The following is an 18,608-nucleotide window of genomic DNA, read 5'->3' as shown; positions in this document are numbered from 1 at the left end:
TTCTTTAAAGGCGTCCCTCCGGGCGCCTTTCTTTTGTCCGAAACCGCCCGGCCGGACAGATCAGTCGGCCAGAACGCGGGTCGACGGGAAAACGACCTCTACCAGCGTGCCCTCGCCGGGCGTAGAGGCGATGGCGAAGCGGGCGCGGTTGGCCTCGACCATAGCCTTGGTCAGCGGCAGGCCGAGCCCGGTGCCGTCGCCGCGGCCGCGCTTCAGCGCATTGATCTGCTTGAATGGCTTCAACGCCTGCTCGATCTCGGCCGGCGTCATGCCGACCCCGGTATCGCGCACGCGCATGACGACGTCGCCGGACGTCTCATAAGCGGTCGAGACGATAACCTGGCCGCCGGCCTGGGTGTAGCGGATGGCGTTGGACAAAACGTTGAGGGCGATCTGGCGGATCGAGCGCAGGTCGGCGACGATATCGGGCAGGCGCGAGGCGAAGCTGGAACGGATGATGACGCGCTCGCGGTTGGCCTGCGGCTGCATCAGCGCCACCGTCTCGGCCAGCGTGTCGTTGAGCGACACGGCCTCATACTGCATTTCCTGCTGGCCGGCCTCGATCTTGGAGATGTCGAGCAGGTCGTTGACGAGGTCGAGCACATGGTTGCCCGAGCGGTTGATGTCGCGCAGGTAGTCGCGGTAGCGGTCGTTGGCGACCGGGCCGAACTTCTCGTCCATCATCAGTTCGGAAAAGCCGATGATGGCGTTGAGCGGCGTGCGGATCTCGTGGCTGATGCGGGCGAGGAAATCGGTCTTCTGCGAGGACGCCCGCTCGGCGACGGCGCGGGCCTGGGTGAGGTCCTCCTCGGCCCGCTTCCATTGGGTGATGTCGCGCACGACGGCGCAATAGCCGCTGTCGTCCGGCAGCCGGCCGATGGTCATGAACAAGGGAATGAAGCGCCCCTGTGCTTCCCTGCCGATCACTTCACGGCCATCGTTCAGCACGCTGGCGACGCCGGGCTCGGAAAGGCCGGCCAGATAGTCGCGCGCGGCGCGCTGGCTCTCGATGGCGAACAGCGAGGCGAAGGGCTTGCCCGCCACCTCGTCGCTGTCGAAGGAAAACAGCGCCTCGGCGGGGCGGCTGATCGAACGGATCGTGCCGTCCGGCGCGATCAGCACGACGCCGTCGGTGGCGGTGTCGATGATGGTGCGCATTTCGGAAATGCGCGCCTTCAACTCGGCAATGTCGGGCTGCACCGGCTGCGTGACAACGACGGCCGGCTGGACCGCCTGCGGCACGGCAGGCCGGCTCTCGCCACCCTGCGAGCGATGCAGCACCAGCATGAGCGCCTTGCCATCGCGCCACGGCACCGAACGCAGATTGGCCTCGACGGGGAACTCCTGCCCCTCGCTGGTCCTCAGCCGCAACTGCCGCTCCGTCCCGTCGGAGGCGCTGTCCTCGGCGTAAGGAGCGGCGAACAGGCCGTCGAGGCCGCCGGCATCTGCAAGCGCGGCGAGCGAGCGATAGCCGGACAGGCGCAGGAACTCGTCGTTGGCATAGTGCAGGACGTCGCCCGAATGGATCAGGAGCGGCACCGGCAACTTGGCCAGGATCGAGGTGTCCGGGCCGGCGGCCAGCGAGAAGGCGGACGGGACGAAACCTTCCTTGCGCAAGGCCGGTGCCGGCAAGCGCGGCTGTGGCGGCAGCGGCGGCGCACCGGCCTCGTCGGCCCGCAGCGGCAGGCTCTCGTCGTCGCGCGCGTCGGCGAAATCGGCGGCCGCCATGCTGTCCGACCGGTCGTCGCCTGTCTCGTCATCCATGCCGGCGCCGTTTCCGGCAGCCGGTGCCTTTTCCTCGGCGTAGTCGAGCAGCGAGCCGGAACGGCCGGCGACGGCCTGCTCAGCTTCGGCAGGCGTCACGCCGTCGAGGCGCGCAAGGTCGTCGACGTCCGTTTCGTCATCTTGCGCGTCGTCGTCGAACGGCTCGTCCGACAGGGCGGCCGTCCCTTCTTCCGTCGCGGGCGGCAGGCCGTCTGCCAGCTTGCCCGGCTCGCTGGCCGGCGTCAGGGCGCGGTGGTGTGGCACGGAGCCGGCCTCGGCCGGTTCGGCAGGTGCCTCGTTCTCGGCCGGGGCTTCGGCTGGATTGGCTGCATCGGATACGGTCTCTGGCTCCGACGTTTCCGCGCCGGCCTGTTCTTCGCGCCGCAGCCGCTCGCCGATCTCGCGGAAGGCGTTGCGCTCGACGCTCGACAGGCTCCGCTCGGGAGCCTGAGCGCCCTTGTCGCCAGTGGAACCCTTCTCGCCGGCAGACCCCTTGTCGTTGGCGGCAGGCTGGCGGTGCTCGGCCAGCCGGATCACCTTGTCGGAGTAGCGCCGGTCGGGCTTCGGCTCGACGGCAAGCGCCGGCACTTCGCCCTGAAACGGGTCCTGCGAGCCCGCCTGCGGCGGCATGTCCGGCGTGCTGCGGGCTTCCGGCGCCGGCCCGATATCGGTCGCGTCGGCGGCAGATTCGGTCAGGGAAAGGCCCCTGCCCGCAGGGTCGGGCCTTGCATCGGCGACGCGGGCGACGCCGAAGCCGCGAAAGCCCTCGAAGGCGCGGCCCTTGCCGTAGACCGGCAGCGCCGCGAGGTCGACGGGAACGCCGCGGTCGGTGCCTGCCACCGGCCACAGGACGGTCCGGCCGGACCATGTGTCGCGGCGCTCCAGCAGACCGGCGATCTCGCCGGACGGGTCGAGCCCGAAGGCGGTCGCGACATCGCCGAAGCGCTTGCCGATGATGGCTGCGGCGGGCTCGCCGACGGCAGCCGTGAATTCCGGGGAAACGGCGCTGAAGCGCCCTTCCGCGTCGGTCCGCCAGACGAAGCGCACGGGTGCCGCGCTGCGGTCCGTCGCCTCCGGATGAGCTTCCGCCGCTTCTGCCGCAGGCGGCTCTCCCACGTCGTCGTCGGCTGCGGCGGCTTGCGGCTCGGGATTCTGGCGTTCCTCCTCAACCGGTGCGGGCGCGTCTTCGACCGTCGGCACGGAGTCGACAGGGATCGCCTCCGACTCGGCCGCCGGCGGCGCGGACATAGCGGCCATCTCAGGCTCTTCGACCACGACGAGCAGATGCCGCGCCGGATCGTCGCAGAGACGGGCAAAGCCGGCGGGAAACGATCCGCCGGCCGCCGGGATGCGGCGCTTGAGCAGGCGGTCGGCCTGCCCCGCAATTTCCGTCACGAGGCCGGCCAATGTCTGCTCCGTGATGCCGAGTGCCGCGAAGCCCTCCGAGGCCGCCTCGATGCGGCCCTGGCCGTCGACGAAGGCGAGGAACTGGCCGTCTTCGGTGAAACCGCCGATCGCGTGGGCGGCGATCTCGGCCGTGTCTCGCGAGGCGGCGTGGGCGGCCGGAACCGCCAGCAGGATCGCCTTTTCGCCGTCCGGCATCGTCACGGCGCTGGCCAGGAAGTTGACGGCGCGGCTGGTCATGCCGCTCGCCAGCCTGAGCGCAATGGCGCGGTCGGCGCCGATGTCGGGATAGGCGGCAGTCGCCATGATCTGCCGGCGCGCCACGGGCGGCAGGCCGGTGGCCGCGCCGACGGCGGCTTCGATGTTTCCGTAGCCGAGGACGGCCGCGCCCGGCCCGTTCGCCCACAGCACGTCGTCGAGGCCGGCCGACAGGATCGCCAGCGCATCGCCCGCGGCAAAACGGCCGCGCACGGCATCGAGCACGACAACGTCGAGGAACGAGTAGCTGGCGGAGGGCATGCGGCTTCGGCGTCTCTCGCGGTTAACGCTTTGTTAATAAAAGCAGCCTGCGGCAAGGTCCACAAGCCAGAGCGTGCAGCCGGCACAATTCGACCCGCGTGGTTAACGCGGCGGAACCGGATTTTGCTGCACCGCAACAAAGATATTGCAATGCACAATAACAGGTGCTATATAGGCTGCATGAATGAACACGCACGGTTCGGCCGCGAACCGTCACCGAGAGGATTGAAGATGTCCAAGACCAAGACCGCTGAGTTCGCCGAGACCGTCGAGTTCCCGAGCTTCGACGCTTCCAAGGCCACCGAACAGTTCCGCACCTTCGCCGAGAAGGGCGTCGAGCAGTCGAAGGAGGCCTATGCCAAGCTCAAGACCAGCGCCGAGCAGACGCAGAAGACCTTCGAGGCCGGCTACGAGACCGCCAAGGCCGTTTCCAGCGACCTGTCGCTGAAGGCGATCGCCACGCTGCGCGCCAACGCCGAAGCCAACTTCTCGCACCTCGAGGCCCTCGTCGGCGCCAAGTCGCTGTCGGAAGTCGTCGAGCTGCAGACCGCCTTCCTGCGCAAGCGCGTCGAAATGTCCGTCGAGCAGGCCAAGGACTTCCAGGTTGTCGCCACCAAGGCCGCCGAGGACGTCGCCAAGCCGTTCAAGACCGCCTTCGACAAGGCCGTCAGCAACCTCAAGGTTGCCTGAATCGATTGTGAAATAACCGGCAGCGCGGTCCCTCCTCCCTCCGCCTGCCGGTGAAAGACCAGCACCTCCTCCCGCTGGTCCCAGACGGAAAAGGCCGGCCCTCCTCCCGCCGGCCTTTTTCTTTGGATAAGTCGTCACGGCTTTGCGTCGCCGACAGGCTTGAATTAAGTTCCGTTTGCCCGTAAGAGCGCATCGCTGAGCGAAGGAGCATGGCAGACAGGTGGTTGTTCCTTCGGTTTTCAAACGTGCCGTTGTAGCTCAGCTGGTTAGAGCGCCGGATTGTGGATCCGGAGGTCGCTGGTTCGACCCCAGCCAACGGTACCATTCCTCCAGAAGGCGGATTCCTTTGAAACCTGAGGCTTTGCAGCTCCATTCGCGCGATTCGCGCCGTCGGCCCGGATTGTCCGGGGCCGCATCCTTCCGCGGCGCCGGCCGTTAATGTCCACGAATTTCAGTGCAAAGAGCGATGGGGTGTTCACGATGAGCGAACATGCAATCGAATTCCTGCAGGAATGGATCGACGAGAAATGCCAGTGCCCGGCAACGCCGGTCCGCATCGAGGAACACGCCGAGACGCTGGCGCGCGAATGCGCGGCCAAGGCGGCCGAGGTCGGCATCGCGCTTGAAGACATCCAGGAAGAGGTCGGCGACATCCAGGACCTGATCGCCTCGCGCCTGGAAGACGCTGTGGAAGCGGTCAACGACGAACGCGAAGACCCGCCCGGTACGAAGCGGTCGGCCTGAAGCATTTTTGCAGCCGGACGGAATCGTCTGGCGTCGCGCAAATGCGACTAGAGCCTATCCCGCATTTCTCCTGCCGAATTTCTGTTCCAGCCATGCTTTCGGCAGCGCCGGCACGAAGTTGCCGTCACGCCCGGTCATATCCTCGTTGGCGATCATGGCGTTCAGGATCGCCTCCTCGGTCGTGCGCACCACCGCATCGAAGAACGGATCGATGTCGACGTCGGGTATGAAGGCCGCCTCGAGCAGACGCCCCCGCTCGCCGCGAGCGGCTTCGGCGTTGGCGGTCGAAAAGGCGAGGAAAATGTCGCCCGAACTGTGATAGCCGAAGCCGCCCGTTGCGGCGACGCCGAGCGGCATGCGCCTTGCCAGCCGCTTCAGCTGATGCGGCAGGAACGGCGCGTCGGTGGCGACGATGCCGATGATCGAGCCTTTTTCGACAAATGCCGTGCCTTCCCGCATCGCCGGCTCGGCAAGGTCCTCTCCCACCCGTTCGCCACGGATGGCGAAATTGTGCCGCTTGCCGAAATTGGCCTGCACGAACGTGCCGAGCGTATAGCGCCGGCCGCTCCATTCCACGACGCGGGAAGCGGTACCGGAACCGGCCTTGAAGCCGAAGGCGATCATGCCGGTGCCGCCGCCGACGCTGCCCTCCTCCACCGGCCTGCCGGCAGCCGTGTCGAGCGCGGCAAAGACGTCGCCTGCCCCCACATGATGGCCGTTGATGTCGTTGAGGAAGCCGTCATAGGTTTCGGCGGCGACCGGCAGCCCCCAGGCGCCGTCGAGCGCAGCGGGCGCAATCCGGTGCATCCATGAAAGCGTGGCGTCGCGGGTGACGCCGCAGGAATGGGTGTTGGTGATGGTCACCGGAAAATCGAACGCGCCCGTTTCCTCGATGATGTGCGACCCGGTCAGTTCGCCGTTGCCGTTCTGGCTGAAGACGCCGGCGAAGACGGGCACGGCGAGATCGGCGCGCGGCCGCGGCAGGATGGCCGTCACGCCGGTGCGCACCGGCCCCTTGCCGACCGCCAGCGCCCCTTCGCCCGAGATCAGCGTGGCGTAGCCCACCGCGACGCCGGGGACGTCGGTGATGGCGTTGAAATGCCCCGGCTCGCCGTCGAAGGCGATGCCGAAGGCACGCGCCCTCGGCTTTCCGCCCGGCGTCATTCGATGGAAATCGTCAGCCACGGCCATCCCTCACGTTTCCGGATTTCAGAACAGCGATCCCTGGCCGCCGCCGTCCTTCGGCTTCGCCGGCTGTCTTGGCGCCAGCTTAGGTGCAGGGGGCGCCGGCTTCGGTGTGGGGGGAGTGGATGGAGCCGGTGCTCCCTCGCCGGCCACGGCATGCGCGCTGCCGTCGGCGAATCGCAGTTCCAGCCCCATGCCGTGCCGGACATCCGCGGCGCGCCGGACCAGCGCGCCCGAATCATCCAGCACCAGCGCATAGCCGCGCTCGAGGATCGCCTGTTCGGAAAGTTTCAGCGTCGAAAGCAGCCGGTCGGCCTGGGTGAGCGCCGCGCGCAGTCTTTCCAGCCGGGCCGTGATCGCTCTCTCCTGCCGCTGGCCGGCGGTCGCCAGTCGATCGCGCGCCTTCAGCGTCGCCCGCTGCAACGGCAGCACGGTGAGGCGGGCCTTGACGCCGTCAAGGTGGCGGCGGTTCAGCGCCAGCGAAGCGCGCAGCGCCGCCTGCGCCCGCGACAGGTCGCGGTCGGCAAGCCTGCGCCATTCGCCGATGCGGCGCGACAGCGTGGCAGGCGACAGCCGCGCCGCCGCAAACCGCGCCCGCTTGCGCTCGACGCCGACGGACAGGCCGCGCTCCAGCCGCCCCGTCGCCTCGTCGAAGCGCCGCCGGGGCACGGCCAGCAGCTGGTCCGGCTGCGGCAGCGCGCGCATGGCGGCCCGGGCCGCCTGCCGCTTGCGGTCGATAGCGCGCGACACGCAGGCGCGCAGCCGCGCCGACAGGTTGCCCAGCGTCGCCTCAAGATCGGCCTTCACCGGCACGGCGATCTCGGCCGCGCCCGTCGGCGTCGGTGCGCGCACGTCGGCGGCGAGGTCGATCAGCGTCCAGTCCGTCTCGTGGCCGACCGCCGAGATCACCGGGATATCGGAGGCGGCGACGGCGCGCGCCAGCGCCTCGTCGTTGAATCCCCACAGATCCTCCAGGCTGCCGCCGCCGCGCGCCACGATCAGCACGTCGGGGCGCGGGATGGGGCCGTCCCACGGCAGCGCGTTGAAGCCGTGCACGGCGGCCGCCACCTCGGCGCCGGCCGTCTCGCCCTGCACCCTGACCGGCCAGACGATGACATGCAGCGGGAAGCGGTCGCGGATGCGGTGCAGGATATCGCGGATGACGGCGCCGGTCGGCGAGGTGACGACGGCGATGACGCGCGGCATATAGGGCAGAAGCTGTTTTCGCGCCGGGTCGAACAGGCCTTCGGCGGCGAGCCGCCTTTTGCGTTCCTCCAGCAGCGCCATCAGCGCGCCCGCGCCGGCCGGCTCGAGGTTGTCGATGACGATCTGGTAGTTGGATTTTCCGGGATAGGTGGTGAGCTTGCCGGTGGCGATCACCTCCATGCCTTCCTCGGGGCGGAACTTCAGCCGCGAGAAGGTGCCCTTCCACACCACGGCATCGAGCCGGGCGCGGTCGTCCTTCAGCGCGAAATAGGCGTGGCCGGAGGAATGCGGACCGCGATAGCCGGAAATCTCGCCACGCACGCGGACGTGGCCGAACTGGTCCTCGACCGTGCGCTTCAGCGCGCCGGAAATCTCGCTTACCGTGTATTCGGCGGCGTTGGTGCGTGATTCGATGTCGATTTCGCTCATGCCGCCATAGGGACGCGGCCGGACGCGCGGGTCAAGGGCTGGTTCCCACCGGCCGCACCCATCGCTTCGTTCAATCTTTCGATGAAAAGAATGCAATGGACGGCGAGCGAATGCCTCCCTACCTGTCTCGCGCCAGGAGGAACCGCATGACCGTCCAATCGCAGACACTGCCCGAGGCCGCCGCATCGCAGCCGGCGGCGCGCGACCGGGCTTTCGAGCCGCGTGACTACGGGCTCTACGCGCTGACTGTGATTGCCTGGAGCCTGTCGTGGTTCGCCATCCGGCTGCAGGTCGGCACGGTGCCGAACGAGGTCAACCTGGTCTGGCGCTTCGGCATCGCCACCGCGCTGATGTTCGTGTGGGTGGTCGCATCGGGACGGCGCATCCGCTTTCCCCTGCGCGAGCATGTGCGGTTCGCGGGCCTCGGCGTGCTGATGTTCTCAACCAACTTCCTGCTTTTCTACTATGCCGCCGGCTATCTGGTCAGCGGCCTTTTGTCGGTGGTGTTCTCGCTCGCCTCCGTCGTCAACATCCTGCTTGCCGCCGTCGTCCTGCACGAGACGCCGTCGCCGCGCGTGCTGGCCGGCGGGCTGATCGGCTTTTTCGGCATCGCGCTGATGTTCTCGCCGGAGATCGCCGCGCACGGCCTGTCGGGCGCCACCGTGATCGGGCTGGCGCTGTGCGTGGCGGGAACACTCTGCTTCTGCCTCGGCAACCAGATTTCCGCCGCCGGCCTGCGCCGGGGCGTGCCGCTCATTCCGATGACCGCCTGGGGCATGGTCTACGGCACGCTGTTCTCGGCGCTGCTTGCCCTTTTCCTCGGCAGGCCGTTCATCGTCGAGCCGACGGTTTCCTATCTCGGCTCGCTGCTGTTCCTGGCGGTTATCTCGACGGTGATCGCCTTTTCCGCCTACCTGACGCTGCTGTCGCGCATCGGCCCGGCGCGCGCAGGCTACGCGACGGTGCTGTTCCCGATCTTCGCCCTACTGGTCTCGACGGTCATGGAAGGCTATCAGTGGACCGCCTATGCCTTCGCCGGGCTCGTCTTCGTGGCGGCCGGCAACGTGCTCGTCATCCGCGCTGGCAAGCGGTAGGTCAAGAAACCATAGGTCTTACCAGCCCGGCGCGATCGGGTTCGGCTTGGTGCGCTTCATCCGGGCAAAGGCGAGCGCCGCGAAATCGAAGCTGCCGGCCGCCTCCTCGACCAGCGGCACCGAAATGTTGTCGAGGCTTTCGGAAATGTGGCGGGCGAGCGCCTCGACGATCTCCGGCCGGCTGGTCTGGCCGCGCATGATGCCGATGCGGCAATCGGGCAGCGCGCCGAAGCCGTCGGCCTCGCCCAGCACCCGCATGCCGGGCCTGAGCGCGCATTCCGGCAGCACCGAAATCGCCAGCCCCGACAGCACGGCGGCGGCGATGACGGTGGCCGAAAACGACGTGAACAGGACGCGGTAGTCGCGGCCCATCTCGTCCAGCACGTCGCAGGCGGCGCGCCGCCAGATGCAGTTCGGGCGGCCGAAGGCCATCGGCAGGATTTCCTGCTCATGCGTGGCGTGGTTGGCCGACGTGACCCACAAAAGCGGCTCGCGCCGCACCACTTCCGACTGGCCGCGCGCGTCGTTGTGGGTGACCAGCGCGAGATCCAGATTGCCGCGCTTGATGTGCTCGACAAGGCCCGGCGTCGGCTCGCACACCACGGTCAGTTCGACATGCGGGTTGGAGCGGGCGAAGCGGGCCATGATCTCGGGCAGGAAGCGGTCGGCATAGTCGTCCGGCGTGCCGATGCGGATGGTGCCCTCCAGCCGCTTGTCGTCGAAGGCGGCCAGCGTTTCACGATTGAGATGGATCATGCGGCGCGCATAGGAGAGCAGCCGGTCGCCCTCCTCGGTCAGCTTGTTCATGCGGCCGTCCTTCTCGAACAGCGGCTTGCCTATGCGTTCCTCCAGCCGGCGCATCTGCATGGAAACGGCCGACTGGGTGCGATGCACCTCCTCGGCCGCGCGGGTGAAGGAGCCGGTGTCGGCGATGGCGATGAAGGTCTGCAACTGATCGAGATCGAGCGGCGCTTGCATCGGGCTTATCCATCATGACGATTGATGTTTAAGATTAAAAACATTCGTTGGATTTATCAATCATGCAATGGCATTTTGCCATTGTCCACATGAAGGCATGTGAATCGCGACCCGCGGCCGCCTCCTCCCGGCGGCCGCGTGCGGTCGCGCGTGCACGAACGGTCAAGGAGCCCGTCATGTCCGCCACCCATCTTGCCGCCGAATCCTCCCGCGTCGCTGGACGCCCGGCCGCGCAGGCCGGTGTCCTCGGCACGCTGTCGACCGTGTTCCGCATCTGGAAAAACCGCCGCGCCTTCCACCGGCTCGGCGAGATGTCCGACGCCGAGCTTGCCGACATCGGCCTGACCCGCGCCGACCTCTCCGTCGCCATCGATGCGCCGCTCGGCGCCGACCCGACGGTACGGCTGCGGCTGCTCGCCGAAGAGCGCGTCGAGACGATCGAGGACGCCGCCCGCCGGGCCGCCTGAAGGGCACGCCCGCACCTCATGCCGTCAAGCAGGCCATGAGCGCAGCGCCGGCGTCAGGCTGGCGCAGGATTCGACCGGTATCCATGACGAATCGAAGGCGCAACGACCCTTGGCGGTCGTTGCGGACTGGAGGTTTGGCATGGACATCCGGCGCGCGAAAGAGGTCTACGAGAGCGGCGGCAACGTCACCGACTATCTCAGGCAGGCGCGCGGCCAATCCAGGAACGACGCCGAGATCATCGAGATCGCCTACGACCTGCAGGCCGGGTCGTATTCCAGCGCGGCGCTGAAGAACGCCGACCGCCTGCAATCCTACGCCGGCCAGGTCGCCGCGATCCTCTCGCCCTACCTTCGCGACGGCGACGTCTTTCTCGATATAGGGACGGGCGAATGCACGACGCTGGCGCATCTCGAACGGCGGCTTCCCTCCTCGCTCGGCCGCATGCTCGCCTGCGACATCAGCTGGTCGAGGCTCTGCTACGGGCGGGCATTCCTCGACCATGCCGGGTGTCGCCCGGTCGACCTTTTCGCCGCTGATCTCCTGCACCTGCCGCTGCAGGCGAAGAGCGTCGACATCGTCTGGTCGTCGCATGCGCTCGAACCCAACGGCGGCAACGAACTGGCGGCGATCGAGGAGATCCTGCGGGTCTGCCGGTCCTGCGCGGTGCTGTTCGAGCCGTCCTATGAGAAGAACTCGCCGGACGGACGTGCCCGCATGGACCGCCTGGGCTATGTGAAGGACCTTCCGGGCGCCATCGCCGCCGCCGGCGGCGACCTGCTTGCCTGCATCCCCATCCGGGAACCGCAGAACCCGTTGAACCCCACCCATGCCTATGTGATCCGGCCGCCGGCAAGCGACAGCGCGAACACGGCCGCATGGGCCTGTCCCGTCGCCAACGACCGCCTGGGCGAAATCGACGGGTTCCTCTACTCGCACGAATCCGGCCTGGCCTATCCCGTCCTCAAAGGCGTGCCGATCCTGCGCAAGAGCGCCGGCGTCCTGGCAACCGTCCTCGACGCGAACACGACCATCCCCGCATGAACCCGGAATCGCGGAAGGCGCCAAAAGGATGAACTTCAAGACCGAACAGGAAAGCTTCTGGGCCGGCACCTTCGGCAAGGACTACATCAAGCGCAACAATTCCGAACAGCTTCTGTCCTCCAAAGTCGCGCTATGGGCGCGCATGCTGCGCAGCGCGCATGGCGTCGGCTCCATCCGGGAGTTCGGCTGCAACATCGGGTTGAACCTGCTCGCCCTGAAACGGCTGCGGCCCGACCTTGCCCTGAGCGGCATCGAGATCAACAAGACGGCGGCGGACGAGGCGGCAGCGCTCGGCGTCGCCGAGATCAGGAACGGCACGATCCTCGATCCGGTCGCGGACGGCCCGGTCGACCTCACCTTCACCTCGGGCGTGCTCATCCACATCAATCCCGAGTTCCTCGAAGCCGTCTACGACAACCTCGTCAGCAACAGCAGGCGCTATGTGCTGGTGGCCGAATACTACAACCCGGTTCCGACGTCCGTGCCCTATCGCGGCCATGCCGACAGGCTGTTCAAGCGGGACTTCGCGGGCGACCTGATCGACGGGTACGGGCTGAAGCTGCTCGACTACGGTTTCGTCTACAAGCGCGACAGCTGGTGCCCGCAGGACGACGTGACCTGGTTCCTGATGGAAAAGGGATGAGCGCCGGCAATAGCCGCTACTTCACCGCCCTTCCGTCGCCGTCGAAGCGGTAGAGGCGGCCCGGCTGCGGCGTGGCGTGGAGCGTCATGCCGGGCTCCGCGGCGTATTCGCCGAACAGCCGGACCGTCAGCATCCCGGTCTTCTCGCAATCGAGGAACAGGTTGGTGTCGGCGCCGAGATGCTCGGCATGGACGACCGTGCCCTTCCAGTCGCCCTTGGCCGGGTCGACGGTGATGTGCTCGGGCCGCACACCAACCGTCTTGACGCTTTCGCCGAGCCGGCCGCCGTCGATGAAGTTCATCTTCGGCGAGCCGATGAAGCCGGCGACGAACTCGTTGGCGGGCGCATTGTAAAGCTCCATCGGCGCGCCGACCTGCTCGACGCGGCCGGCGTTCAGCACGACGATCTTGTCGGCTAGCGTCATGGCTTCCACCTGGTCGTGGGTGACGTAGATCATCGTCGCCTTGAGGCGGCGGTGGAGCTGGGCGATCTCCAGGCGGGTGTTGACGCGCAAGGCTGCATCGAGATTGGACAGCGGCTCGTCGAACAGGAAAAGCTTCGGCTCGCGGACCACGGCGCGGCCGATGGCGACGCGCTGGCGCTGGCCGCCGGACAGCTCGGCCGGGCGGCGCTTGAGGTACGGCTCCAGCCCGAGCATGGTCGAGGCGGCGGCGATGCGCTTGTCGATCTCGGCCGCCTGTTCGCCCGCCTGCTTCAGGCCGAGCGCCATGTTGTCGCGCACGGTGAGATGCGGATAGAGCGCATAGGTCTGGAACACCATGGCGATGCCGCGTTTGGCCGGCGGGGTGGCCGAAACGTCGTCGCCGTCGATCAGCACCCGGCCGGACGTCGCGTCCTCGAGGCCGGCGATGACGCGCAGCAGCGTGGACTTGCCGCAGCCGGACGGACCGACGAAGACGACGAACTCGCCGTCCTCGACCGCGAGGTCGATGCCTTTCAGGACGTCGACGTTGCCGAAGGATTTTTTCACCTGCTCGATTTTCAGAGAGCCCACGGCTATTCCCCCTAGAGTTTGACGGTCTTGCCGGTGCGCACGCTCTCGTCCGCCGCGAGGCAGACGGCGAGCGATTTCACCGCATCGTCCATGTGGCGGGTCAGGTCGATATCCTCGCGGATCGCGTTGAGCAGGAAGGCCTGCTCGGCGTCGCACAGTTGCTGATGGCCGGGCTCGCCTGCCATCGACAGAAGCTCGTCCGGCTTCGTGAAGCGCCCGTCCGCCCCAGTGGCGGCCGAATGCAGGCGGATGGTCGAGGTTTTCGTGTGGGTGTCGATGTCGTCGGACTTGACGCCCTCGGCCATGACAATGGAGACACAGCCCTTCGGCGACATGACGTCCTTCACGAAGAAGGCCGTCTCGGAGATCATCGGCCCCCAGCCGGCCTCGTACCAGCCGACCGAGCCGTCGTCGAACAGCACCTGCAGATGGCCGTAATTGTACATGTCGGGCGCAATCTCGTCGGAGAGCCTGACGCCCATGCCGCGCACCTCGACCGGCTTCGCGTCGGTGATCTGCAGCATGACGTCGAGATAGTGCACGCCGCAGTCGACGATGGGCGAGGTGGTCTGCATCAACTGCCTGTGCGTCTCCCACGTCTTGCCGGAAGACTGCTGGTTGAGGTTCATGCGGAAGACATAGGGGCCGCCCAGCTTGCGCGCTTCGGCGATCAGCCGCATCCAGGACGGGTGGTGGCGCAATATGTAGCCGACGACGAGCTTCCTGCCGTTGGCCTTGGCCGCATCGACGACGCGGCGCGCATCGGCCACGGTCGTCGCCAACGGCTTTTCCACGAAGACGTGGCAGCCGGCTTCGAGGGCCGCCACCGCATAGTCGGCGTGGCTGTCGGAATAGGTGGCTATGGCCGCCACGTCCGGCTTCTCGTCGCGCAGGGCGTCGGCGAAGGAGCGGCGGATCTCGTGGCCGGCCAGGCCGCCGGGCAGCGGCACGTCGGAGCGGTTGACGAGGGCGGCGATCTCGAAGCCGGGATTCTCGAAATAGGCCAGCGCATGGCTGCGGCCCATATTGCCGAGGCCGGCGACGACGACGCGCAGCGGTTTCAACGGTTGGCTCATTACTTGACTGCTCCGGAAGTGATGCCGCGGATCAGCTGCCGCGAGAAGGCGATGTAGAGGATCAGCACCGGCAGGATCGCCAGCGACAGCGCGGCCAGCACCGCGTTCCAGTTGGTGACGTACTGACCGAGAAAGAGCTGGGCGCCCAGCGTCACCGTCTTGGTCGATTCCGACGGCGCCAGGATCAGCGGGAACCACAGGTCGTTCCAGATCGGGATCATGGTGAAGACCGCGACGGTGGCCATGGCCGGCCGCACAAGCGGCAGCACGAGGCGGAAGAAGATCGTGTATTCCGACAGGCCGTCGATGCGGCCGGCGTTCTTAAGGTCGTCGGACACGCCCTTCATGAATTCCGACAGGATGAAGATGGCGAGCGGCAGGCCTTGCGCGGTGTAGACGAGGACCAGCGCCGTCAGCGTGTTGACCAGCCCGCTCGCCACCATCAGTTGCAGGATGGCAACTGTCGCCAGCCGGATCGGGATCATGATGCCGAGCGCCAGGTAAAGGCCCATCAGCGTATTGCCGCGGAAGCGGTATTCCGACAGCGCGAAGGCCGCCATGGCGCCGAACAGAAGCACGAAGAACAGCGACAGGACGGTGACGACGAAGCTGTTCTGAAAATAGAGCAGGAAGTCGCCCTGCTTCATCACCGTGACGTAGCCGATCAGGTCGAAGGTCGAGGCGGTCGGCGGCATCAGCGGCTCGCGGAAGATCGCCTGCCGCGACTTAAAGGAATTGACGATGACGATCAGCACCGGGAACAGCGCGATGATCGTGTAGAGGATCAGGATGCTGTGGGCGGCGATGCTGCGGGCCGGGGAAGCGGTTGCCTTGCTCATGATCGCCTCAGAACTGGTAGCGACGCAGGCGCGTCTGCACGAGGAACAGATAGAAGCAGACGCCGACCAGGATGATGAGGAACATCATGGTGGCGATCGCCGCGCCCATGTTGGGATCGCCGACCTGGAGCTGGAAGCCGAAGAAGGCGCGGTAGAGGAAGGTGCCGAGGATGTCGGTCGAATAGTTCGGCCCGGCGAGCGCCCCTTGCGCGGTGTAGATCAGGTCGAAGGCGTTGAAGTTGCCGACGAAGGTGAGGATCGAGATGATGCCGATCGCCGGCAGGATGAGCGGCAGCTTGATCTTCCAGAACTGCGCCATGCCGGTGACGCCGTCGCATTCGGCCGCCTCGATCACCTCGTCGGGGATCGACAGGAGGGCCGCGTAGATCAGCATCATCGGGATGCCGACGAACTGCCACACCGAAACGAGGCTGAGCGCGATCAGCGCGCTGCTTTCCTTGCCGAGCCACGGGCTGAACAAAAATTTCAGGCCGACGAGGTCGAGCAGGTTGGGCGCCACGCCCCACAGCGGCGACAGGATGAGCTTCCAGGCGAAGCCGACGATGACGAAGGACAGCACCGTCGGCACGAAGATCGCCGTGCGGTAGAAGGCCGAGAAACGCAGCTTCGGCGACGACAGCAGGGCCGCCAGCATGACGCCGATCGGGTTCTGCACCAGCATGTGGATGACGAAGAACCAGACGTTGTTCCTGAGCGCGTTCCAGAAGCCGGTCGACCAGTTGGGATCGCCGAACAGGGTGCGGAAATTGTCGAGGCCGACGAAGGTCTGCACATTCTCCACCGCCTTGAACAGCGCAAGCTGGAGCGTGCCGACCAGCGGCAGAATCATGATGGCGGTGTAGATCAGCACCGCCGGCGCCAGGAAAACGCCGATGTGCCAGCGGATCGCTCTTTTCGGTGCGGTCATCGGACTTGATCCATCCCCTCTCAGGACCCGATTGCGGACAGTATAGCCTTCGTAGTCACTTTGGCGACTGTTTCCCAAGGCAGGGCAAGTCCTTCGCGCTCCTGCTTTCGGAGGGACGCAGGCAAGCCTGACACTGCGGGGTTTCGAGCGCGGGATGGAAGGCCGCGCCAGCGCGCCTCGCTTCCATCCCGGCTTGGTTTTTCGACCGGCGCTCAGGCGCCGGAACGGCCCCCTCCCTTCCGGGAGAGGGCCAGGCCGTGCCTTACTTCGCCGGCTTGTACCAGCTGTCGAGGCCCTTCTGCAGCTTCTCTGCAGCCTGCTGGGGCGTCTCGGTGCCGTTGATGACGTTGGCCGATTCCACCCACGTCTCGTTTTCCAGGTTCGGCGTACCGCGCGACAGGATCTGGTAGGTCGAGCGGATGGTCGACTTGCACTTGCCGCGCCAGGAGACGAATTCCTGCGCCAGCGGGTCCTTCATTTCCACCGGCTTGGAGTTCAGGCTGAAGAAGCCCGGCAGCGCGTTGGCGTAGATTTCCGCGAACTCGGGCGATGCCACCCAGGTCAGGAAGGTCTTGGCCGCGTCGGCGTTCTTGGAAGCTGCGTTGAGACCGATGCCGATGTCGTTGTGGTCGGAGATGTAGCAGGTGTCGCCCGCCTTGCCGACCGGCGGCGGGAAGGCGCCCATCTTGAACTGCGCCTGCGCGTTGAACACCGAGATCTCCCACGAGCCGGCCGGGTAGATGGCGGCGCGGCCGAGCGTGAACAGGTTCTGGCTGTCAGGATAGGTCTGCGCCTCGAAGCCGTCGCCGAGATAAGGCTTCCACTTGGCCAGTTCCTCGAACGGCGCCACCCAGTCCGGATCGGTCAGCTTCTGCTCGCCCTTGATGAGCGCGACACGGCCTTCCTCCCCCTTCCAGTAGTTCGGGCCGATGTTCTGGTAGCCCATGGTGGCGGCTTCCCAAAGGTCCTTGGTGCCCATGGCCATCGGGATGTAGGTGCCATCGGCCTTGATCTTGTCGAGGGCGGCGAAGAACTCGTCGCGGGTCTCGGGAACCTTGATGCCGAGCTGGTCGAAGGCGTCCTTGTTGTAGATGAAGCCGTGCAGCACGGAGGCCATCGGCACGCAGAAGGTGGCCTTGCCGTCGTCGGTGGTCCAGGCCGCCTTGGCGGTGTCGGAGAAGTTCTCCATGCCCGACAGCGTGGTCAGGTCGGCAAGATTGCCCTTGTTGTAGAGCTCCAGCGACTTGTCAAACGGGCGGCAGGTGATGAGGTCGCCCGCCGAACCGGCCTGCAGCTTGGCGCCGAGGGCCGCGTCGTATTCGGTCGGTGCCGACGGCGCGAAGGTGATCTTGATGCCGGGGTTCTTCGCCTCGAAGGCCGGGATCAGCTTTTCCTGCCAGATCGACAGGTCGTCGTTGCGCCAGCTTTCGATAGTCAGCGTCGCATCGGCGGCGAGCGCGATGCCAGCGGTGCCGAGGAGGCTCGCGCCGCCAAGCAGGGCCGTCAGAAGTCTCTTTGTCATGTTCACTCTCCCAGTTGACCTGTCAGGTTCGGTTTTGACGAGACGGAAGGCGGTCGCCCTTCCGTTCCCCTCGGATTTCGGAAAGGGCGGGCCTGAGCTTTTGTCCGCTCCTCTCCAGCATCGTGCGCGCAGCGCCGGCGTCCTTGGCGCCGGCGGCGAGCAGAATGGCCGTCTTGACCGCGCCGCCGCTTTCCTCGAGCCGGCGCTCGGCCTCTTCGGGCGCAATGCCGGCGACGGCGGCGACGATGCGGGCCGCGCGTCCGCGCAGCTTGGCGTTGTCGGCGAAAAGGTTGACCATGTAGCCGTCGTGGACGTGGCCGAGATGCACGGCCGCCAGCGTCGACAGCATGTTGAGCGCGATCTTCTGCGCGGTGCCGGCGCCCATGCGGGTCGAGCCGGCGATCACTTCCGGCGGCGTTTCGAGAAGGATGGCGGCGTCCGCCCTTTCGAGCAAAGGCGCGCCGCGATTGTTGGCGATGGCGATGGTGGCGGCACCGCGCCGCTTCGCCTCGTCCAGCGCGCCGAGGGCATAGGGGGTGGAACCGCTGGCCGACAGCGAGATCACGCAGTCGCCGGCACCGACGCCGGCCTGCGCGACCGCGTCCGCGGCGGCGCCGGCATCGTCTTCCGGCGCGCCGGCGAGGTCGCGCAGCGCCTCTTCGCCGCCGGCGATCAGGATGAGAATGCGCTCGCGCTCGATGCCGTAGGTGCCCGGCAATTCCAGCGCGTCGGCCAGCGCCATCAGGCCCGAGCTGCCGGCGGCGGCATAGACCAGCCGGCCGCCGGCCCTGAGGCTTCCGGCAACGAGCAGGGCGGCTTCGGCAATGGCGGGGACGGCGGCGCGAACAGCCTGGGCGGCCTCGATCTGGCCTTCGGCGAGCGACGACAGGATTTCCTGCGGAGAGCGGGTGTCCAGCCCCTCCGCATTGCGGTGCAACGCTTCCGTGCGCGTTTGCGCCATGCCCTTGATCCTCCCGATGGGCTGACAATACCAAAAAAATACCACTTGTCCAGACGCATTAACGAATTTGTCGCCGGGGGTCCGATAAATGCGAACATCTGG

16 protein-coding genes and 1 tRNA gene are annotated in these 18,608 nt (G+C 66.8%); 7 read left to right on the top strand and 10 right to left on the bottom strand.

Annotated elements, in window-relative coordinates; translation table 11 throughout:
- Positions 1–60 precede the first annotated feature (60 nt).
- Positions 61–3,687: a histidine kinase dimerization/phospho-acceptor domain-containing protein gene (locus FGU64_RS16855; RefSeq protein ID WP_139954221.1), complete on the bottom strand. Its 3,627-nt coding sequence runs from the start codon at positions 3,685–3,687 to the stop codon at positions 61–63.
- 231 nt (positions 3,688–3,918) lie between these two features.
- Between FGU64_RS16855 and FGU64_RS16850 the strand changes: the two genes are divergently transcribed.
- From FGU64_RS16850 to FGU64_RS16840, 3 genes are all read left to right on the top strand, one after another.
- Positions 3,919–4,377 carry a phasin gene (locus FGU64_RS16850; protein WP_136354521.1) on the top strand — a complete coding sequence of 153 codons (459 nt, stop codon included), beginning with the start codon at positions 3,919–3,921 and terminating at the stop codon, positions 4,375–4,377.
- 247 nt (positions 4,378–4,624) lie between these two features.
- Positions 4,625–4,701: transfer RNA gene (locus FGU64_RS16845), tRNA-His, on the top strand.
- Between the two features lie 156 nt (positions 4,702–4,857).
- The gene (locus tag FGU64_RS16840) at positions 4,858–5,121 is read left to right on the top strand and encodes a DUF768 domain-containing protein (protein ID WP_139954220.1); all 264 of its coding nucleotides are present in this window, start codon (positions 4,858–4,860) and stop codon (positions 5,119–5,121) included.
- Between the two features lie 54 nt (positions 5,122–5,175).
- Here FGU64_RS16840 and FGU64_RS16835 read toward each other — a convergent pair whose 3' ends face one another.
- Together FGU64_RS16835 and xseA are read right to left on the bottom strand one after the other, a co-directional pair.
- Positions 5,176–6,306, bottom strand: a complete 1,131-nt coding sequence (locus FGU64_RS16835) for a P1 family peptidase (protein WP_139955421.1) — start codon at positions 6,304–6,306, stop codon at positions 5,176–5,178.
- A 24-nt stretch (positions 6,307–6,330) separates the two neighbouring features.
- Complete coding sequence (gene xseA / locus FGU64_RS16830; protein WP_139954219.1) at positions 6,331–7,941, bottom strand: exodeoxyribonuclease VII large subunit; 1,611 nt, start codon at positions 7,939–7,941, stop codon at positions 6,331–6,333.
- A 146-nt stretch (positions 7,942–8,087) separates the two neighbouring features.
- Between xseA and FGU64_RS16825 the strand changes: the two genes are divergently transcribed.
- Positions 8,088–9,035, top strand: a complete 948-nt coding sequence (locus tag FGU64_RS16825; protein WP_139954218.1) for a DMT family transporter — start codon at positions 8,088–8,090, stop codon at positions 9,033–9,035.
- Positions 9,036–9,053: 18 nt separating this feature from the next.
- Here FGU64_RS16825 and FGU64_RS16820 read toward each other — a convergent pair whose 3' ends face one another.
- A complete protein-coding gene (locus tag FGU64_RS16820; RefSeq protein WP_139954217.1) occupies positions 9,054–10,013 on the bottom strand; it encodes a LysR substrate-binding domain-containing protein in 960 nt (319 codons plus the stop codon).
- A gap of 176 nt (positions 10,014–10,189) precedes the next feature.
- Here FGU64_RS16820 and FGU64_RS16815 point away from each other — a divergent pair, with 176 nt between their 5' ends.
- The 3 genes from FGU64_RS16815 to FGU64_RS16805 all read left to right on the top strand — a co-directional run bounded on the left by FGU64_RS16815 (position 10,190) and on the right by FGU64_RS16805 (position 12,165).
- Positions 10,190–10,480 (top strand): DUF1127 domain-containing protein, encoded by a 291-nt coding sequence (locus tag FGU64_RS16815; protein WP_139954216.1) that lies wholly within the window; start codon positions 10,190–10,192, stop codon positions 10,478–10,480.
- A gap of 139 nt (positions 10,481–10,619) precedes the next feature.
- Entirely contained in the window at positions 10,620–11,522 is a 903-nt protein-coding gene (locus FGU64_RS16810) for a class I SAM-dependent methyltransferase (RefSeq protein ID WP_180375557.1), read from the top strand.
- Between the two features lie 28 nt (positions 11,523–11,550).
- Entirely contained in the window at positions 11,551–12,165 is a 615-nt protein-coding gene (locus tag FGU64_RS16805) for a pseudaminic acid biosynthesis-associated methylase (RefSeq protein WP_139954214.1), read from the top strand.
- 16 nt (positions 12,166–12,181) lie between these two features.
- Here the strand turns inward: FGU64_RS16805 and FGU64_RS16800 are convergent, their stop codons facing one another.
- From FGU64_RS16800 to FGU64_RS16775, 6 genes are all read right to left on the bottom strand, one after another.
- Positions 12,182–13,180 carry an ABC transporter ATP-binding protein gene (locus FGU64_RS16800; RefSeq protein ID WP_139954213.1) on the bottom strand — a complete coding sequence of 333 codons (999 nt, stop codon included), beginning with the start codon at positions 13,178–13,180 and terminating at the stop codon, positions 12,182–12,184.
- An 11-nt stretch (positions 13,181–13,191) separates the two neighbouring features.
- A complete protein-coding gene (locus FGU64_RS16795; RefSeq protein WP_139954212.1) occupies positions 13,192–14,256 on the bottom strand; it encodes a Gfo/Idh/MocA family oxidoreductase in 1,065 nt (354 codons plus the stop codon).
- Positions 14,256–15,095 carry a carbohydrate ABC transporter permease gene (locus FGU64_RS16790; protein WP_139954211.1) on the bottom strand — a complete coding sequence of 280 codons (840 nt, stop codon included), beginning with the start codon at positions 15,093–15,095 and terminating at the stop codon, positions 14,256–14,258. Before FGU64_RS16790 ends, FGU64_RS16795 begins: the two co-directional genes overlap by 1 nt.
- 7 nt (positions 15,096–15,102) lie before the next feature.
- The gene (locus FGU64_RS16785; protein WP_136354499.1) at positions 15,103–16,023 is read right to left on the bottom strand and encodes a sugar ABC transporter permease; all 921 of its coding nucleotides are present in this window, start codon (positions 16,021–16,023) and stop codon (positions 15,103–15,105) included.
- Positions 16,024–16,285: 262 nt separating this feature from the next.
- Positions 16,286–17,545 (bottom strand): ABC transporter substrate-binding protein, encoded by a 1,260-nt coding sequence (locus FGU64_RS16780; protein ID WP_139954210.1) that lies wholly within the window; start codon positions 17,543–17,545, stop codon positions 16,286–16,288.
- Positions 17,546–17,567: 22 nt separating this feature from the next.
- A complete protein-coding gene (locus FGU64_RS16775) occupies positions 17,568–18,506 on the bottom strand; it encodes an N-acetylmuramic acid 6-phosphate etherase (RefSeq protein WP_139954209.1) in 939 nt (312 codons plus the stop codon).
- Positions 18,507–18,608 lie beyond the last annotated feature (102 nt).

Origin of the sequence: Mesorhizobium sp. 8, assembly GCF_006351905.1 — a bacterium.
Taxonomy (GTDB): domain Bacteria; phylum Pseudomonadota; class Alphaproteobacteria; order Rhizobiales; family Rhizobiaceae; genus Mesorhizobium; species Mesorhizobium composti.
The sequence above is the reverse complement of the archived record's forward strand: the minus strand, read 5'-3'. Positions and strand labels throughout refer to the sequence as shown.

What these genes read in the sequence shown, in the direction of transcription:
- FGU64_RS16790 (WP_139954211.1), bottom strand. Translation starts at nt 15,095, where the DNA reads ATGAGCAAGGCAACCGCTTCCCCGGCCCGCAGCATCGCCGCCCACAGC.
- FGU64_RS16815 (WP_139954216.1), top strand. Translation starts at nt 10,190, where the DNA reads ATGTCCGCCACCCATCTTGCCGCCGAATCCTCCCGCGTCGCTGGACGC.
- FGU64_RS16825 (WP_139954218.1), top strand. Translation starts at nt 8,088, where the DNA reads ATGACCGTCCAATCGCAGACACTGCCCGAGGCCGCCGCATCGCAGCCG.
- FGU64_RS16850 (WP_136354521.1), top strand. Translation starts at nt 3,919, where the DNA reads ATGTCCAAGACCAAGACCGCTGAGTTCGCCGAGACCGTCGAGTTCCCG.
- FGU64_RS16820 (WP_139954217.1), bottom strand. Translation starts at nt 10,013, where the DNA reads ATGCAAGCGCCGCTCGATCTCGATCAGTTGCAGACCTTCATCGCCATC.
- xseA (WP_139954219.1), bottom strand. Translation starts at nt 7,941, where the DNA reads ATGAGCGAAATCGACATCGAATCACGCACCAACGCCGCCGAATACACG.
- FGU64_RS16840 (WP_139954220.1), top strand. Translation starts at nt 4,858, where the DNA reads ATGAGCGAACATGCAATCGAATTCCTGCAGGAATGGATCGACGAGAAA.
- FGU64_RS16805 (WP_139954214.1), top strand. Translation starts at nt 11,551, where the DNA reads ATGAACTTCAAGACCGAACAGGAAAGCTTCTGGGCCGGCACCTTCGGC.
- FGU64_RS16810 (WP_180375557.1), top strand. Translation starts at nt 10,620, where the DNA reads ATGGACATCCGGCGCGCGAAAGAGGTCTACGAGAGCGGCGGCAACGTC.
- FGU64_RS16795 (WP_139954212.1), bottom strand. Translation starts at nt 14,256, where the DNA reads ATGAGCCAACCGTTGAAACCGCTGCGCGTCGTCGTCGCCGGCCTCGGC.
- FGU64_RS16785 (WP_136354499.1), bottom strand. Translation starts at nt 16,023, where the DNA reads ATGACCGCACCGAAAAGAGCGATCCGCTGGCACATCGGCGTTTTCCTG.
- FGU64_RS16775 (WP_139954209.1), bottom strand. Translation starts at nt 18,506, where the DNA reads ATGGCGCAAACGCGCACGGAAGCGTTGCACCGCAATGCGGAGGGGCTG.
- FGU64_RS16855 (WP_139954221.1), bottom strand. Translation starts at nt 3,687, where the DNA reads ATGCCCTCCGCCAGCTACTCGTTCCTCGACGTTGTCGTGCTCGATGCC.
- FGU64_RS16780 (WP_139954210.1), bottom strand. Translation starts at nt 17,545, where the DNA reads ATGACAAAGAGACTTCTGACGGCCCTGCTTGGCGGCGCGAGCCTCCTC.